A 15,753-nucleotide genomic window follows, 5' to 3' on the forward strand; every position below is an offset into this window, starting at 1 on the left:
ACCCGCTGCGGCGGGTATTCGTTCACCGCACCGGATCACTTGAACGGCTTCCAGCGCTCTCCCGCGAAGCGGACGAGCGCCTGCTCGAGCTGAGCGGGCACGGAGCCGTCGGTCGGCAAGTGGTACATCGCGATCCATCCGGCGGAGTTGACCCGCACCCACGCGGCGAGCTCGGCCTCGGGCGCCGGGCGCACGTGCAGCATGAACTCGTCGCTCTTGCCGAACGGCGGCTCGAACTTGCGCACGGCGACTTCCGCGACCTCGTCCCACGGGAAGGTGAGCGTCCGGCGGCCGACCGTTGCCTCGATGACCTCGCTGGTCAGATGCAGCTCGATCTTCCGGCTCAGGAGGCGGAGCAGGCCCCAGACGACCAGCATGGGCCCGCCCAGGAGTGCGCCCATGCTCAGCCACGCCTGGATGTCCGTCAAGCTGCTCCCGGACTGGACGATGAAGACCACCGCCATGACGGGCAGCAGCACCACGACCACCTGCAGCTTGAACCCGGTTCCGCCGCGGCTGTGGATCCGCAGCTCGTCCGCCTCGTACCGGCCCGCGACCTGTGCGGCGTCCTTCCCGGTCCACGCCGACGCGAGCCGGGCCTGCAGATGGGAGTGCCGGAACTGGTACACGCCGCCGACCCGGCGCAACACCCCGGCGCGGTGGGCATCTTCGAGGAAGGTCAGGACCGACCAGGGCAGGCGGCCCATTCCTGCCAACACCGCCTTCGCCAGCAGCCATTGGCACCACGGGCTCAGCACGACCACCACGACCGCGGACGCCAGCCCGCCGATCACCCAGATCCCGGACGCCGCCGCCCAGCCCGACGTCGGCAGCAGCCAGGCCACCGTCGCTCCGACCGCGGGGCTGACCAGCGCCGCCGTCAGTGCGGTGCACGCCTGCTCACCGCGGAGCAACGCACGGGGCCCCAGTACTTGAGCAGACTGCATCGGCGCGCTGAATCCAAGGATCAGGATTGCTGTGACGCCGACGCCCAAGAACAAGATGTCCGCGCCACTGGGCAAGAACGGCACGAGCCCAAGCACGATCGCGAGCGTCGTGATCATGCCGACCAGCCGCCCCTTCAGCCTCGGTCTCCGTGGCAACTCGCTCTTCCACAACCGAAGCAAGCTGATGACAACCCCACCGGCGAGCGCGGTTTTCAACGCAACGTCCGAGCCGAGAACGATCTCGAACGACTGGAATGCGTTCGGGGTGGGATACCAACCGATGAGGAGGTCCATCACCTGAACCAGGACGAAATAGCTCGCGACCAGAGCGGGTACCTCGACGAGCGGGACCGGATTCGCCCGGCTCAGCCGCCACCACTTGATTTCCCTGCTGTGCAAGCGCGTCACGTGCGCGGCCAGGAACGCCAGCCACCGCTGGGCCCGCAGCGGCCCCCAATCCCGAATGGGTCTCGGCTGATCCGGCGACCTCGGCCCAGCCGGGAAGACCGCCGGCACCAAGGCGTCGAGCAGGTGCCGGTCGATCGCCAACGCAGCTGGAAAGCGCTTCCTGTCGAGCAATGCGGTGGGATCGTTCGCCTTGCTGCTGTAGACGGTGCGCGCGAGCCACAGCATCAGCGGCGAAGCGAACGCCTTGGCGACCGGTCCGTCGGGATTCGTGGTGAGCTCGGACAGCACCGGCTCCCACCGGTCCAGCTGCCGCGGCTGGGAAGTCCTGCGCAGATAGCCTGCTGCCGTCTGGGTATCCACTGGCTGCGCACGGATCACGGCGGCACCGCCGAGCACGCTCTTGTCAGTGATCGCCTCGGCGTACTCCGCGGCCCGGCACGTGAGGATCACCGGCGAGCCGTCGCCCAGTGCCCTGTTCAGCTTGGCCAGCGCTTCCTCGAGCAGGAACTCCGGCATCTCGTCAAGGCCGTCCAGAACCGGAAGGATCCTGCGGTCGCGCACCAGCTCCCGGATCCGGTCACGGCTCAGATCCTCGCCCTGCCCCAGGTACTCCTCCTTGATGCGGCGCCCCAACCAGACGTCGAAGTGCTCCTTCACCGGATTCCACGACGACGCCAACAAGATCACCGGTACCGGCTGGTCCGCCGCGCGATCACGCAGCAGTTCCAGCGCCAGCAGGATCGCCAGCGACGTCTTGCCCGAGCCCGGCCCGCCGATGATCGCCAGCCGCTGCTCGGGCATCTCGCGGAACGCCTCCGTCAGCTCGGCCAGCCCACCGGCCGGCCCGGATCCCACGTTCTCCCGATGGTCGGCCACCGACCAGTCCGCCACCCATTGCACGGGAAGCTTTCCCGCGCCCGCCAGACCTCTCGCCACGGCCTCGTCCCGCCACTGCGCGTGCACGATCCCGGCAAGCCCCCTCGCCGCCGTGTCCAGAGCCGAATCCGTGACGGCCGGAAACACGATGTCACCGATGATCTCCCCGGCCTGCACCACGTAGGTCGCGTTCCCCGCGAACTGGTTGTGGACCTCCCCCATGGCTTTGATCTACCACCCCAGCCCGGGCAGAACCAGCCGCCGACTGTGTGGATGGCCTGGGAATGCCATGCGCCTACGTCGGGACGGCGTAGGCGACGATGTTGTGATCGTATTCGCGGGTGCTGTCGTTGAAGGGGCCTCCGCAGGTGATCAACACCAGGCGGGGATGGCCGGTGCGGTCGAACACGTCCGCCGGCAGGGATGCCTTCGGGTAGCTGCGCACTGCCGCAATCCGGTACCGGGTCGTGCTGTGCGCGGAGGCGATCTCGATAGGATCGCCCGGCTGGAGATCAGCCACCTGGAACAAAGCACCTGGACCGGCATTGCGGGTGTCGACGTGCCCGGCCAGCACGACTGTGCCGTGCCGGGAACCCGGTGCGGCGCCGGCGCTCCACCAGCCGACCACGCTGGGTGATTCGGGCACGCCCAGCTGCTGGTCCGGTCCGGGCAGAACCGGTTGTACCGGTGCGGCGACACCCAATGTCGACAGCCGCACCCGCTGCGGCACCTCGCTCGCTGACACCGACTCCAGCGCGTCCTGCTCCGCAGCAGGAGCAGGTCCCGCATGGGCGGGCGGGACGGTTCCGACATGCGGCAGGGTGGGACCGCCGGCCAGAACGTCGCCGAGTCCCGCCGCCGCAGTCACCAGACCGAGCGCCAGCAGAGCCTCCGGCGCCCGGCGCCGCCATGAGCTCACCCGAGCTGCCGGCGCCGACGCAGCAGCACCACGCCTGCACCCACGGCCATCGCCAGACCTCCCGCCACCAGGCCGAGGTCGGCAGCGTGGGACCGTACTCGCTCCGCCAGGCCGCCGGAACCCGTGTTGGCCCCCTTCGGCGGAATTCCGAGGGCCTTCGCATCCGCCTGGGCATGACTCAGGTGCTTGAGGACCGCCGGGAGAAAGTCCTTCGCGTAAGCCTGCACGTCAGCATCCCGGCCGGAGTCGATTTCGGCACGCGTTTGCGTGCTCGCCTCCTGGTGTCCGGAGATCTGCGCCTGCAGATAGGTGGTGTCGAACATAGCGCCGGACGCGCTCTCCAGCTGCTTCCCGGTGTTCTGCTGTTCCGCATTCGGCGACGACGGAAGCGTCACGCCCTTCTGACCGGCCAACTGCTCGAGCTTGCTCTGCGCGTTCTGGTGGTCGGCGAGCGTTTCCTGCGCCAGCGACCGCACCTGCGGCGTGGTGGCCTTCTGCAGCGCCAGCTTGCCTATCGTGATCTCCGCCAGATTCACCTGCGCAGCCTGCGTCATGAAGGACTTGTCCTGTTCCGCCGGTTCGGCGGCCGCGATGCCGGACGACTGCGCCGGATTTGTCGACGGCGAAGCCGCGTGCGCCGCAACGCCGGGCACAGCCAACGCCGCCACCAAGGCCGCACCACCGAACGCTGCCGCAGCGCATTTCCTCATCCCGGTCACCATCCCCCGGTCAAGAACCATTTCCGTGCGGGGAGTACCCCACATGCCGCAGCAGAAACTCCGGTGCAATACCGGATCTTTGGCCGGTCGGCCTGATTTCGCTCTTGGTTCGGCGATTCGATCGAGCTTCGGCGATCAGACCAAGAATCACAACACATGGCAGAAGGCCCTATGAACTGCACTTGCGTGCCGACCAGCGGGCCCTCACCAACGTCGAGCCGACAGAATTCGAACCTGCGGCACCTTGACCACCCAGCTCTGTCGCCGTGCCCGACAGCACCGGCAGCGCGCCGGCGTGACTGCCAAGCCCACGCTGAGCAGTGACAATCTTGCCGCTGCTGTCGACGCGCTGCAGGACTGCGTCGAGGCGGTGACCGCATGCGCCGCCGCGATGCTGACCGAGGACGACCTGCAGCCCCTGGCCCCCGCCGTGAGCCGTGACATGGATTGTGCCGACGTGGTCACCGCGACCCGCAACGTGCTCACCCGCGCCAACGGCGAACTCCGGAAGCACGGGCGCGGCAGACGTCGGTGTGGACCGCGTGCTGCAGACCGCCACCGAGCACGGCCTGACCGGGCCCGTCGAGATCACCCCGCCATCGGACGGCGGTGCGTACACCGTGCAGCAGATCCAGCGGCGCTCGCGATGTTGCTCTCGTCGCTGTAGCCCCTGAAACGAGTGGAGCTACTCCTCCGGTAGCGCGGTATCACCGTCGCGGTGGGCCGTGCTACCGGAGAAGCGGCGCAGTCGTTGGCTGTTCGACACGACGAGCACGGAGGACAGGGCCATCGCGGCCGCGGCGATGAGCGGATTGAGCAGGCCCAGCGCCGCAAGCGGAAAGGCCGCGACGTTGTAGCCGAACGCCCAGACCAAGTTGCCTCGAATCGTGCGAAGCGTGCGGCGGGCCAGCCTGATCGAATCCGGGACGGCGGTGAGTTCCTCGCGGACCAGGACGATGTCGGCGGCGTTGATCGCGACGTGAGTGCCCGAACCGATGGCGAGCCCGAGATCGGCGCATGCCAGGGCCGGTGCGTCGTTCACGCCATCACCGACGACCGCGACCGCACGTCCCTCGGACTGCAGGCGCCGCACGACTTCGACCTTCTCGTCCGGCAGGACCTCGGCGATCACCTCGCCGATGCCCACTTCCTCGGCGACCTTCCGCGCGGTGGCGTCGTTGTCGCCGGTGAGCATCACCGTGCGCAGGCCGATTCGGTGCAGTTCGGCCACAGCGGCCGCAGCCGACGGTTTGACCCGGTCCGCCACCGCGATCACGGCAACCGCACTCCCGTCGCAACCGACGACGACCGTCGTGTTGCCCTGCTGCTCCCATTTCCGGCGTGTTCGGTCGAAATCCTCCGGCAACACCAGACCATGCTCGTGGAAGAGCTTGGCGCGTCCCACAAGCACGTCGTGGCCGTCGACGGTTCCAGTGGCCCCCAGCCCCGGCATGCCTGTGAACCCCTCGACCTGCGGCAGAGTCTCCAGCTCCGCGCGCGCGTGGGAGCTGATCGCCGCAGCGACGGCGTGTTCGGAGACATCCTCCACCGCGCCGGCCAGGCGCAGAACACGACGCACGTCGACGTCGGGGACGCAGCTCACCTCGACCACGGTCATCCGACCGTCGGTGACGGTGCACGGTCTTGTCCAGAACCACGGTGTCGATGTCCTGCGTGGACTCCAGCGACCGGTAGCCCTTGATGAAGATCCCCAGCTGCGCCGCCCGGCCTGACGCCACCATGAGGGCCGTTGGTGTCGCCAGTCCCAGCGCGCACGGGCAGGCGATGACCAGCACGGCCAGCGCCGCGGTGAACGCTTCCTGCGGCGACCCCACCGCGAGCAGCCATCCGAGCAACGTGCCCGCCGCCGCCACCAGCACGGCGGGCACGAAGTAGGCGGAGATGCGGTCGGCGAGCCGCTGCACCGCGGCCTTGCCCGACTGCGCCTCCTCGACCATCCGCACCATCGCCGCCAGCTGGGTGTCCTGACCGACCCTGGTCGCTTCGACGACCAGCCAGCCGTTCAGCACGACCGTGCCCCCGACGACCTCGTCGTTCGCGATGACCTCGACCGGAACCGACTCACCGGTCATCGCGCTGCAGTCGACCGCGGCCTGCCCGTCGACCACGCGACCATCGGTGCCGATCGTCTCCCCCGCCCGCACGAGGAACCGCTGGCCGACGCCCAGTTCATCGACGGGAACCTGACGCTGCGAGCCGTCGTCGAGCAGCACGGTCACAGCCTTGGCACCGAGCGCGGCGAGCTCGCGCAGCGCGTCACCCGCGTTGCGGTGCGCCCTGGCCTCGACGTAGCGACCGGCCAGCACGAACGCCGCGACCCCGGCCGCCACCTCCAGGTAGATCGCCCCTTCCGGCCGCAGCAGAAGCCGCCACCCCACCGCATCGCCGGCACTCCCGGTCTGGAAGAACATGGCGTACAACGACCAGCCCGTCGCCGCCGTGATCCCGAGCGACACGAGAGTGTCCATCGAGGACGCCCGGTGCCGCGCGTTGATCAGGGCGGCTCGGTGCAACGGCCAAGCCGCCCACCCGACGACAGGCAGGGCCAGCACGAGGAGCAGCCACTGCCAACCGGTGAACCGCGCCTGGGGCAAGAACATGAACAACAGCGACAGGTCGCAAATGGGCACGAACAACGCGATCGAGACCACCATGCGGCGCCAGAGATCGCGTGCCCGGTCATCGTCCGGTTCCGCCTCGCTTTCCGGAGCGAGCACCGCAGCCTGGTACCCGGCTTTCTCCACGGTGTCCACCAGCAGCGCATCGTCCACCAACGACGTCGCCGTCACGCTCGCGCGCCCGGCGGCGTAGTTCACGGTGGCGTGCACACCGTCGAGCTTGTTGAGCTTGCGCTCGATGCGCGCGGAGCAAGCGGCACACGTCATGCCGCTCACCGACAACTCCACGCGCCGTCCGGCGCCGGTGCTGTCGGAGGTCGATGACTTCACGGAAGAGCGAACCTTTCGTCTGTTCCTGCACACCGAGTCGCGATGGACTCGATCAGCTGCGCCGATCGACATGGCGCTGAACAGGTGGTCGCGCACCGGTGGCGAAAAGTTCCCGCCCCATGACTCTTCAGCGTCCCGTCCATATCGGCTTGCGCTTCTCCGCGAACGCTGCCAGCCCCTCAAGTCGATCCTCGGAGTCGAGCGCCCTGGCGGCGATCGGCTGCTGCGCCTCCCACGCCTCCTCCTCTGTCACCCACGACGACGACCGGAAGATGATCTCCTTCGAGGCCATCACTGCCGTAGGCCCGTTTTCCTGCAGAGATTCGGCGAGTTCCAATGCGGCCTCGAAGGCGGCTCCCGGGGGTACGACCCGGTTGACCACGCCCCAGTGGTGGAAGAACTCCGCGTCGCGGAACACACCGGTCAAGGCGAGCTCCATGGCCACGTGGTACGGCAACCGCTTCGGCAGCCGGAACAGTCCGCCGCCGGCCGCCACGACGTTGTGCCGGACCTCGGGCAGCCCGAACCGAGCGGTGGCGGCAGCGACGATCAGGTCGCAGGAGAGGCACAGCTCGAACCCGCCGCCGACGGCGAACCCCTCCACCGCGGCGATCAGGGGCTTGCGCGGTGGCCGCCGGAAAACACCGAAACCACCCCGCTTCGGCGTGACCGCCTTTTCGCCCCTGGCCGCCGCTTTCAGGTCCGCCCCGGCGGAGAACGTCCCGCCTGCGCCGGTGACGATGCCGACGAACAGGTCGTCGTCGTCATCGAGCAGGTCCATCGCCCGCTCGATCTGCTCGGCGGTCGCCAGGTCGACCGCATTCCGGGATCCGGGTCGGTTGATCGTGACGATCAGGGTTCGATCGCGCCTTTCGGTCAGGACCAGGTCCTCGGCGGAGCTGCTGGACCGCTTTGGCATGGACAGCGCCTCTTTCCCTGGCCGGTGAGCGAACGTCGATCCAGTGCGAGGTCTCAGGCGCGCAGCCCGAATTCCTGCCGGGCGATGAGCCCGCGCATGACCTCCGAGGTGCCGCCGCCGATGGTTTCGAGGATCGACTGGCGCCACATGAACTCGGCGTCGGTTCCCTTGACGAGCGCCTCGGCCGAGCCGAACTCCAGTCCCGCACGGGCGATGTCCTGTGCCAGGACCGTCCCCGCCAGCTTGTGGTAGGCCGCGGGCACCGCCGATGGCTCACCGCTGATCACCTCGCCGAGAAGTGCCAGCGCCAGCGCCTCGACCTCCGCAACGCGCACGGCCAATTCCGCGAGCCGACGCCGGACGACCGGGTCGCCGAGGGCACCGGCGGCCTCCAACCCGGTCACCACGTCGTGCAGGTCCCGCCGCAGCCGTTTCGGTGGGAACTGCACGTGCCGCTCCACCGCGAGCGCCGAGCTGACCACCTGCCAGCCCTCGTTCTCGTCGCCCACCCGGTTGCCCACCGGGACCCGCACGCCGTCGAACCGGACCTCGTTCAGCCGCCCGCCGTCGAGCGTCGGAATCGGCGACACCGACACCCCGGGGCTGTCCAGCGGCACGATCAGCACGCTGAGCCCGCGCGATCTGCTGTCCTGGGTGCCGGTCCGGCACAGCAGCCAGATGTAGTCCGACCAGTGCGCGTTGGACGTCCAGCATTTCGCACCGTCGACCACGTACTCGTCGCGGTCGCGCCGGGCCCGGGTGCGCACCGTCGCCAGGTCGGAGCCGGCGTCCGGTTCGGAGTAGCCGAGGCAGAAGTTGATCCGGCCGCGCCGCAGTTCGGTCAGGAACCGGCTGCGCTGCTCGTCGGTGCCGTGCGACATCAGCGCCTTGGCCACCAGGCCGGGTCCCATCGGCGGCCGAGCCACGCGGGCGTAAGCCATCTCGTCCCACAAGATGAACTCGTAGGCCGGCGAGCGGCCGGCGCCGCCGAACTCGACAGGCCAGGACAGCGACAGCCAGCCCCGGTCCCCGAGCGCCCGGTAGACGCGCCGGACGCCGTCGGGTGTGTTCACCCCGCGATGGAAGTAGCCGTTCACGTCGCGGTAGTTGTCCAGGAACTCGAGGACCTCGGCGCGGAAGGCCTCTTCTTCAGGTGTGAAGCCGAAATCCATCTCAATCCTCCGCGCCGGTGGTCCACCGCGGTTCCCGGCCCTCGCTGAACGCGCGCGGCCCTTCCTTGGCGTCGGGGTGGGCCCAGTGCATGCGCAGCAACGCCCAGCCGTACTCGCACGCTTGCGCGTATCCCATTTCGAGCGAGCCCCAGATCGCCTGCTGCGACAGCGACACCGCGGCCGGCGAGTTCCGCACGATCGCGCGGGCCATCTCCTCGGCCGCGTCCATCAGACCGTCCGTTGTGGACAGTTCGTCGACCAGGCCGAGCTGGTAGGCGCGCTCGGCCGGCATGCGGTAGCTCTTCCCCAGCAACGTCATCCGCAGCGCGGACCCCAGCGGGAGCCGCTTCGCCAGCCCGATGTTCTCCATCGCGCCGACGAGCCCGACGTTCACGTGGGTGTCCATGAAGGCCGCGTGGTCCACGGCGAGCACGATGTCGGCGTCCACCACGAAATGCAGTCCCGCGCCGGCGACGAGGCCGTTGACCGCGCTGATCACGGGCTTCCACACCCGGTTCTGCTTCGGCGACCAGTACACCTCGTCGGTCAGCGGCCCGGTGCCGGTGCTCATGCCACCTCGTTCGGCGACCGCGTTGACGTCCGCACCGGTGCAGAAGTGCCGGTCGCCGGCACCCGTGACGATCGCCGCGCGGATCCACGGGTCGTCGCGCACCTCGCCCCAGATCTCCTTCATCCGCGGCATCATCGACCCGGTCAGCGAATTTCCCTTGCGCGGACGGTTGAGCGTGATGTACGCGACGTGGTCACGCTTGTCGAAGAGCACCTCGGGGGCAACCGCTTCATCCTGCTCGCGCATCATTCCTGACCTTTCCGGCAGTATCTCGCCAATACCTGTTCGCCCAAGCCGTTCGCGTAGCCGGGCAGCGTTGCCAACTGCCTGATCCGGTGCGCCACCTGCCCGATCGGCCCCTCCACGGAATACCCGATCGCACCGAAGGTCTGGTGAGCGACGAGCGCCGCCTCGACCGCGGCCCGGGAAGCGGACAGCCTCGCGGAAACCGCCAGCACGCCACCGTCCTGCGAACCGGCGTCCACCGCAAGCGCGGCCATTGTGGTCAGCTTCTCGGCCGAGGTCAACGCGACGCCCGCGGTCACGATCGGATGCGCGACCGCCTGGAAGGAGCCGATCGCCCGGCCGAACTGAACGCGGGTCCTGGCGTGCTCGGCGGCCGCGTCGAGCAGTCGCCGGCCTGCGCCCCACAGGTAGGCCGCAAGGGCCACATCGGACAACGCCATCCCGGCGCGCACCCGCTCCAACGCCCGCACGCGCTCCAGGACGACCCGGCCCCACGGCTCGCCGCCCAGCGTCTCGACCGGCTCGACCGTCCCGGTCGGACGGGCCAGCCACGCCCCTTCGCCGTCGGTTTCGATGAACACCTCCGCCAGTGGGGCCCAGGGCAGCAGCGGTGGCTCCCCGAACGCGGGAAGGCCGGTGCCGCTGGCGAGGGGGTCGATCATTCCCGCAGGCAGCGTGTGCGTGGCGAACACGGTCGCCGCAAGGGGCCCGGGTGCGGCGGCTCGCCCGAGTTCCGCACCGACCGCGGCGATCTCGCCTGCCCCGCCGCCCTCACCGGGCACCGCCAGCGACAGCACGCCCAGCTCGGCCAGCCCTCGCCAGAACGGCCACGGGAAGGACCCGGGACCAGCGCCCCGGACCTCCTCCGTGCAGCGCGCCGCGCAATAGCTCCGGACCAAGTCGGCCAACGCGCGTTGCTCCGCGGTGCGGGTCAGCGCGATGCTCATGACGCCCTCGCCCAGCGCGCGGCCACCACCGTGCGTTCGTGCGCGCGCCGGCCGCCGAGTTCGGCCCGCTGCGCCTGCATGCGCAGCGTCCACAGGTGCAGGTCATGTTCCTTGGTGAGCCCGACGGCGCCCATGATCTGGTGCGTTTCCCGCGTCAACCGGCTCAGCGCGGCCATCGTGTGCGCCGCAGCGACCGCGGCCGACTCCGTCGGCGCACCGCGGAAAGCAGCCTCGTAAACCAGCCAACGCGCACCCTCGACGAGCACGCTCAGCTCGGCCAACCGGTGCTGCAACGCCTGGAACGACCCGAGCGATCGGCCGAACACCTTGCGGTCCTTGGCATAGGTGACGGCAACGTCCAGGGCCTGCCGCATCATCCCCACTGCTTCCGCCGACGCTCCGACGCGCCACCAGTTCACCATGATCGCGGCAGTTCCGGGAGCAAGCTCGTGCCGCCGTGCAGGAGTCACCCGCGCCAGCGGGTAGCCGTAGGCGGATGGCACCGGCTCGGCGGCAGCCGGGTCGACCTCGGCGACGACACATCGGTCGCCGTCGGCCAGCAGCATCCGCCCGGCCTCGCCACCGAAGCGGGCCGGGCTGGGATCCCCGCCCACCGCCATGGCGATGGGCCCCTCCTGTTGATCGAGCCCGAGCGCCGGCAGCACCAGCAGGTGCGGTACCGGCGTGATGGCGCCAAGCTCGGCGGCGATCCGCTCGACCGCGAGCGCCGCGCCGAGTGGACCGGCTTCCTCAGCGCCGAACAGGTCGAGGAAGCCGGCCCGCCGCAGCTCGGATTCCAGTATGTGGTCGTACTCGCCACGCACCGCGAGTTCACGGCTACGAGTTGTTCCGGCGTGCCAGCTCAGCAAGGTGCCCAGGGCGTCGAGTAGTGCGCGCTGGGTCGACGACGGCTCGAAATCCATGGCTAGTCCTTCGGCAGGTTCAGGATGAGACGGGTGATCAGGTTGAGCTGGACCTCGTAGCTGCCCGCTGCGATACCCGCGCCGAGCGAGTTGCGGAACTGCGCGTCGCCCAGCTCTCCCTCCACCAGGGCTTCGCTGCCCATGACGTCCAAGGCGAGGTCGCCGACGGCCCGTTCGGCCTGCACCATCGCCGCGCGGGCCTGGTACGCCAGCGGCGAGGGTTCCTTCGCCTTCGCTCGCTCGTCGATCACGCGGTAGACGAGAACCCTGGCCGCTTCGCACAGCGCCCGCGCGTGGCCGAACTGTTCTTGGACACCGACGTCGGCCAGGCGGCCGGCCGCCCCGCACGACTCGGCCAGCCGGTCGAGCACCAGTGCGGCGCGCGCGTACCGAGGTGCCCCGACGCGTTCGTAGGCGAGTGTGCGCCGGACGATCTCCCAGCCCTTGTTCTCCTCGCCGAGCAAGCATTCGGCAGGAATCCGGGCGCCGGTCAGGAAGAGCTCGTTGAACGAGTGATCACCGACGAGTCCGTCGATGCGCCGGACCTCGACCCCGGGTGTCTTCAACGGCAGCAGGAAGACCGAAATGCCGTCGCGTCCGGCGGCGACCGAACCGGTCCGGGCCAGCAGGAAGCAGTGGTCCGCCGCATTGGCGTAGGAAGTCCAGATCTTCTGTCCGTCCAGGACGTAGCTGTCCCCGTCCCGCACCGCCCGCGTCCGCAGCGCCGCCAGGTCGGTACCGGCCTCCGGTTCGGAGAAGCCCTGGCACCAGAAGACTTCGCCGCGCGCGATCGGCGGCAGCAGCTTGCGCTTCTGCTCCTCGGTGCCGTACTTGATGATCGCGGGGCCGACCCAGTTCACGTTCATGTACTGCGGTCCGCGTGGTTCCCCGCGCTTCCACATCTCCTCGCCGAGCACGAAGTGCTGCCACGCACCTTGACCGCCACCGCCGTACTCCTCCGGCCAGTGCGGTGTGAGCCATCCCCGGTCGGCCAGCTTGCGCACGAACGCACGCGAGAAGTCACTGTAGACCGCACTGCCGAGGCCGGTCTCGGATCGCTCCCAGCCGGCCAGCTCGCGGTCCAGGAAGGCGACGGGGGCGAAGGTCGCACTGGCGAACTGGACGAAGGGCCTGCTGCTCATGACCTCGGAGTGATCAGTGCCTGTTGACGTACCAAGCCGGCCGATGCCGATCCCCACTGCCCTGTCGGAACCGTTCTGGCAGGGCTGCGCCGAAGGTGAGCTGCGCTACCAGCATTGCACGCAGTGCGGGGCGGCGGTGTTCAAGCCGCAATCGCACTGCCCGCAGTGCCTGTCCGAACGGCTCACCTGGCGGGCCGGCTCCGGAATCGGCGTGGTGTACAGCTTCTCCGTGGTGTGGCGGCCACAGACCCCCGCCTTCGAGGTTCCCTACGTGGTGGCGATCATCGAACTCAGCGAGGGCTACCACATGATGAGCAACATCGTGGACTGCGACGCCTCGTCCGTCCACTGTGGCATGCCGGTGGAAGCGACCTTCACGCGCATGCCGGAGGGCATGGTCCTGCCGTTCTTCAAACCCCGGTGCGGCGGGCCGCCTACCGGTACCGCCACAGCCGAATCACCGGAAGGAAGTCCAGGATGACCGAGAGGCACCTGCCCGACAGCCGGTTGCCGGACATGGAGTTCAGCGGCAAGGCCCTGCACCGCTAGAACGAAAACCGGCGGGCGGGTCCGGCCAGGTGCCACCGCCCGCATCGTCAGGACTCCGACTCGAACAGCGCGGCGATCGCCTGCAGGTGTCGCCGCATCCGGTACTGCGCCAGCGGCGCGTCCCCGGCGACGATGGCCGCAACGATGGCGCGATGCGCGTCGTGCGACTCGACCGCGGCATCGTGGTGCCCGTCGTCCTTCTTTTCCGTCGCATCCCATTCCCGCTGAACGATGTCCTGATCGAGCTGCGCCAGCACTTCCACGAAAAGTGTTATCGCGGGGTTTTCGGCCAGTTCGGCGATTACCCGGTGCAGGTTTCTCGCATGACCGCGAGTCACACCTTGATCGATGAGCTCCTGCTCGACGCGCAGCGCCTCGTTCAGCACATCGATTCCCGATTCGGTCAATTTCTCGACAGCACTGGTTATCCCCGCGAGTTCGAGCGCCATGCGCGCCTCGAACAGTTGCTGCCGACTCACCGCAGCATGTCGCAGGTACAGTCGAGCGGCATTTCGCACCACCCCGGGGTCGGGTTCGGTGACCACCAGCCCGCCCCCCGGGCCTCGCCGCATGCTGGCCATCTGCTGGTGTTCCACGAGCCGGACCGCCTCGCGGAACACCGCCCTGCTAACACCGTAGCGCTCGATCAGGTCCAATTCGGAACCGAGCACCGAACCAATCTGCCAGCCACTGTCGATGATGTCTTTTTCGATCGATTCGGCAACCTTCTCCGCAAGCCGCCGATTTCCTCGGGCCGCAGGCTTACTCTTCCGCTCGGTTGCCATCAATCAGTCCCTGTTTGCTCGACGTCCAGTGGATCGACAATTGCGATAAGGACATCATAGCCGATACGCACACCTGAGGTGTCCACGCGAGCACTAATGCGGCAACGGAACCGATGTCCCGCGCGGAATCGCCCTCGCAGTGCCGAATCAAGTCGGCAGGATGGCCGACTCCGACACCGCGGTCGGACTCTCCTCATGCGCAGCGGCACGGGCAAGCCTCACGGCCCTGCCCCCACGACAGCGAGGACTTCCTGGCTTTCCTCAAGCAAGTCACCAAGCCTCGCCCCAAAAATGGTCTATATAGAACTGTCCACTCACGACACTGCTGAAGTTGATTCATAGCTGGAGAAAGACCCGCACGCCCACTTCGATCCCGCCGGCTCGTCGTGACCGAACGAGGTGGATATCCGGTTTTCGGCCATCACCCGCCAGACGCGGATGCGGTGGGCAGCAGGCCGTGTCATTGCAGCCGCTATCCGTCCCATCCGGATCGCGTTCGTGGCCCCGACGAATCATTCGTCCTCAGACCAGGCCAGGCGGAGCCGTTCGGCGGCCAGCCCAGCCAGCCACGCCGTACCGACCACCCCTCCGGCGCCCAGCACAACCGCTGCCCCACCCAACCTCGTCATCACCCGTATCCCCCATGTCGTGACCAGCTACTAGACCCTAGTAGGACTGAAGCTCGATCAGGTGGCCGTCGGGGTCGCGCAGGTGGGCGCTGCGCAGGTTCGGACCCCACTCCGGCCGGTCGACCGGGCCGATGACGAGGCGGCCACCGTGCTCCAGGCAGAGGGCCAGCCGCTCGTCCACATCTTCCACCCGGAAGACCAGCATTGCGGTGTCCTGCGCCGGGCCGGGTTGCGCAGGAAGCGCCCTGGTGCCAATGGTTGCGGCCATCGCGCCGCGGTCGAACAGCACCAGGACTGCCTCGTCGTCGACGTCCCAGTTGGCATAGGGGCCTTCCGGGGTGCCCTTGACGAGGCTTGCGCCGACCAGCGGCGGCAGGATCGCCTCGTAGAAGCGGAAGCACTCGGCGAAGCGGGTGACGAGCAGGCGGGGGTAGAGGGCATCCACAGCAGGGCTCCCCAGGTCGATGGCCGACAAATTAGTGGGTCTACACCCACTATAGGTGGACACCTTAGACTCGCACCATGTCCGCCGATCGATCCACTCCACCGACCCTGCTGGATCTCAGCACCTACCTGCTCTCCCGGGTCGGCAAGACCGCCCGCGGCCTGCTGGCCGAGCGGCTGGCCGAGCGCGGCCTGCGGCTGTGGGACATGGCGACCCTCGCCGCGCTGGCCGACTTCGGGCCGCACGCCCAGCGCGACCTGGTCGTCCGGCTGGGCGTGGACCCGAGCGACATGGCCAAGGCGGTCGACCAGTTGGCCGCCGCCGGGTACGTCGACCGGGCACGCGACATGGCGGACCGGCGGCGGGTCTCCGTCTCCCTCACCCCCGCCGGGCGGGCCGTCCTGGCGGACCTGGACGCCGAGGCGCGAGCCGTCCAGGACCAGGTGCTCAAGCCGCTGGACGCGAAGGAGCGCCAATTGCTCCAAGGATTGCTGCTACGCGTCCACGAAGGACTGGCGGACGTCGACGGATAGAAGGCCGCGATCACTTCCCGGAACGGCGACAGGGTCGATCGTCCGCGCCGACGA

At 68.7% G+C, this 15,753-nt stretch carries 14 protein-coding genes and 1 pseudogene; 3 read left to right on the top strand and 12 right to left on the bottom strand.

Translation table 11 applies throughout. The features are described from left to right. Window positions 1-35: 35 nt before the first annotated feature. From AB0H93_RS14165 to AB0H93_RS14175, 3 genes are all read right to left on the bottom strand, one after another. Window positions 36-2,453, bottom strand: coding sequence for a hypothetical protein (locus tag AB0H93_RS14165; protein ID WP_358572207.1), 2,418 nt, complete (start codon window positions 2,451-2,453; stop codon window positions 36-38). Window positions 2,454-2,526: 73 nt separating this feature from the next. Beyond that, entirely contained in the window at window positions 2,527-3,150 is a 624-nt protein-coding gene (locus AB0H93_RS14170) for a class F sortase (protein WP_358572209.1), read from the bottom strand. Then, on the bottom strand, window positions 3,147-3,818 hold the full coding sequence (locus AB0H93_RS14175; RefSeq protein ID WP_358572211.1) for a DUF4142 domain-containing protein: 672 nt from the start codon (window positions 3,816-3,818) through the stop codon (window positions 3,147-3,149). The genes AB0H93_RS14170 and AB0H93_RS14175 overlap by 4 nt, the downstream gene beginning before the upstream one ends. 295 nt (window positions 3,819-4,113) lie before the next feature. On the opposite strand from AB0H93_RS14175, the gene AB0H93_RS14180 reads away from it, so the two are divergent. Further along, window positions 4,114-4,536, top strand: coding sequence for a hypothetical protein (locus tag AB0H93_RS14180; RefSeq protein WP_358572213.1), 423 nt, complete (start codon window positions 4,114-4,116; stop codon window positions 4,534-4,536). Window positions 4,537-4,554: 18 nt separating this feature from the next. Here the strand turns inward: AB0H93_RS14180 and AB0H93_RS14185 are convergent. From AB0H93_RS14185 to AB0H93_RS14215, 7 genes and pseudogenes are all read right to left on the bottom strand, one after another. Further along, window positions 4,555-6,775 (bottom strand): annotated as a pseudogene (locus tag AB0H93_RS14185) (heavy metal translocating P-type ATPase). A gap of 190 nt (window positions 6,776-6,965) precedes the next feature. Continuing rightward, a complete protein-coding gene (locus AB0H93_RS14190; protein ID WP_358572215.1) occupies window positions 6,966-7,757 on the bottom strand; it encodes a crotonase/enoyl-CoA hydratase family protein in 792 nt (263 codons plus the stop codon). Between the two features lie 53 nt (window positions 7,758-7,810). After that, window positions 7,811-8,929, bottom strand: a complete 1,119-nt coding sequence (locus AB0H93_RS14195) for an acyl-CoA dehydrogenase family protein (RefSeq protein ID WP_358572217.1) — start codon at window positions 8,927-8,929, stop codon at window positions 7,811-7,813. A gap of 1 nt (window position 8,930) precedes the next feature. Beyond that, on the bottom strand, window positions 8,931-9,746 hold the full coding sequence (locus tag AB0H93_RS14200; RefSeq protein WP_358572219.1) for an enoyl-CoA hydratase-related protein: 816 nt from the start codon (window positions 9,744-9,746) through the stop codon (window positions 8,931-8,933). Continuing rightward, window positions 9,746-10,693 (bottom strand): acyl-CoA dehydrogenase family protein, encoded by a 948-nt coding sequence (locus AB0H93_RS14205; protein ID WP_358572221.1) that lies wholly within the window; start codon window positions 10,691-10,693, stop codon window positions 9,746-9,748. The genes AB0H93_RS14200 and AB0H93_RS14205 overlap by 1 nt, the downstream gene beginning before the upstream one ends. Beyond that, a complete protein-coding gene (locus tag AB0H93_RS14210; RefSeq protein ID WP_358572223.1) occupies window positions 10,690-11,616 on the bottom strand; it encodes an acyl-CoA dehydrogenase family protein in 927 nt (308 codons plus the stop codon). The genes AB0H93_RS14205 and AB0H93_RS14210 overlap by 4 nt, the downstream gene beginning before the upstream one ends. A 2-nt stretch (window positions 11,617-11,618) precedes the next feature. After that, window positions 11,619-12,758: an acyl-CoA dehydrogenase family protein gene (locus AB0H93_RS14215; RefSeq protein WP_358572225.1), complete on the bottom strand. Its 1,140-nt coding sequence runs from the start codon at window positions 12,756-12,758 to the stop codon at window positions 11,619-11,621. A 43-nt stretch (window positions 12,759-12,801) separates the two neighbouring features. On the opposite strand from AB0H93_RS14215, the gene AB0H93_RS14220 reads away from it, so the two are divergent. After that, a complete protein-coding gene (locus AB0H93_RS14220) occupies window positions 12,802-13,239 on the top strand; it encodes a Zn-ribbon domain-containing OB-fold protein (protein ID WP_358572227.1) in 438 nt (145 codons plus the stop codon). A gap of 115 nt (window positions 13,240-13,354) precedes the next feature. On the opposite strand, the gene AB0H93_RS14225 is transcribed toward AB0H93_RS14220, so the two are convergent. Both AB0H93_RS14225 and AB0H93_RS14230 read right to left on the bottom strand, forming a co-directional pair. Further along, the gene (locus AB0H93_RS14225) at window positions 13,355-14,092 is read right to left on the bottom strand and encodes an FCD domain-containing protein (RefSeq protein WP_358572229.1); all 738 of its coding nucleotides are present in this window, start codon (window positions 14,090-14,092) and stop codon (window positions 13,355-13,357) included. A 666-nt stretch (window positions 14,093-14,758) separates the two neighbouring features. Then, window positions 14,759-15,166 (bottom strand): VOC family protein, encoded by a 408-nt coding sequence (locus tag AB0H93_RS14230; RefSeq protein WP_358572231.1) that lies wholly within the window; start codon window positions 15,164-15,166, stop codon window positions 14,759-14,761. A 77-nt stretch (window positions 15,167-15,243) separates the two neighbouring features. Here AB0H93_RS14230 and AB0H93_RS14235 point away from each other — a divergent pair, with 77 nt between their 5' ends. Then, window positions 15,244-15,699: a MarR family winged helix-turn-helix transcriptional regulator gene (locus tag AB0H93_RS14235; RefSeq protein ID WP_358572233.1), complete on the top strand. Its 456-nt coding sequence runs from the start codon at window positions 15,244-15,246 to the stop codon at window positions 15,697-15,699. Window positions 15,700-15,753: the final 54 nt, after the last annotated feature.

Source organism: Saccharopolyspora sp. NPDC050642 (genome assembly GCF_040654735.1).
Taxonomy (GTDB): domain Bacteria; phylum Actinomycetota; class Actinomycetes; order Mycobacteriales; family Pseudonocardiaceae; genus Saccharopolyspora; species Saccharopolyspora elongata.

Coding starts and splice junctions, on each gene's coding strand:
- AB0H93_RS14165 (WP_358572207.1), bottom strand. CDS start 2,453: ATGGGGGAGGTCCACAACCAGTTCGCGGGGAACGCGACCTACGTGGTG.
- AB0H93_RS14190 (WP_358572215.1), bottom strand. CDS start 7,757: ATGCCAAAGCGGTCCAGCAGCTCCGCCGAGGACCTGGTCCTGACCGAA.
- AB0H93_RS14195 (WP_358572217.1), bottom strand. CDS start 8,929: ATGGATTTCGGCTTCACACCTGAAGAAGAGGCCTTCCGCGCCGAGGTC.
- AB0H93_RS14200 (WP_358572219.1), bottom strand. CDS start 9,746: ATGCGCGAGCAGGATGAAGCGGTTGCCCCCGAGGTGCTCTTCGACAAG.
- AB0H93_RS14205 (WP_358572221.1), bottom strand. CDS start 10,693: ATGAGCATCGCGCTGACCCGCACCGCGGAGCAACGCGCGTTGGCCGAC.
- AB0H93_RS14210 (WP_358572223.1), bottom strand. CDS start 11,616: ATGGATTTCGAGCCGTCGTCGACCCAGCGCGCACTACTCGACGCCCTG.
- AB0H93_RS14215 (WP_358572225.1), bottom strand. CDS start 12,758: ATGAGCAGCAGGCCCTTCGTCCAGTTCGCCAGTGCGACCTTCGCCCCC.
- AB0H93_RS14220 (WP_358572227.1), top strand. CDS start 12,802: ATGCCGATCCCCACTGCCCTGTCGGAACCGTTCTGGCAGGGCTGCGCC.
- AB0H93_RS14225 (WP_358572229.1), bottom strand. CDS start 14,092: ATGGCAACCGAGCGGAAGAGTAAGCCTGCGGCCCGAGGAAATCGGCGG.
- AB0H93_RS14235 (WP_358572233.1), top strand. CDS start 15,244: ATGTCCGCCGATCGATCCACTCCACCGACCCTGCTGGATCTCAGCACC.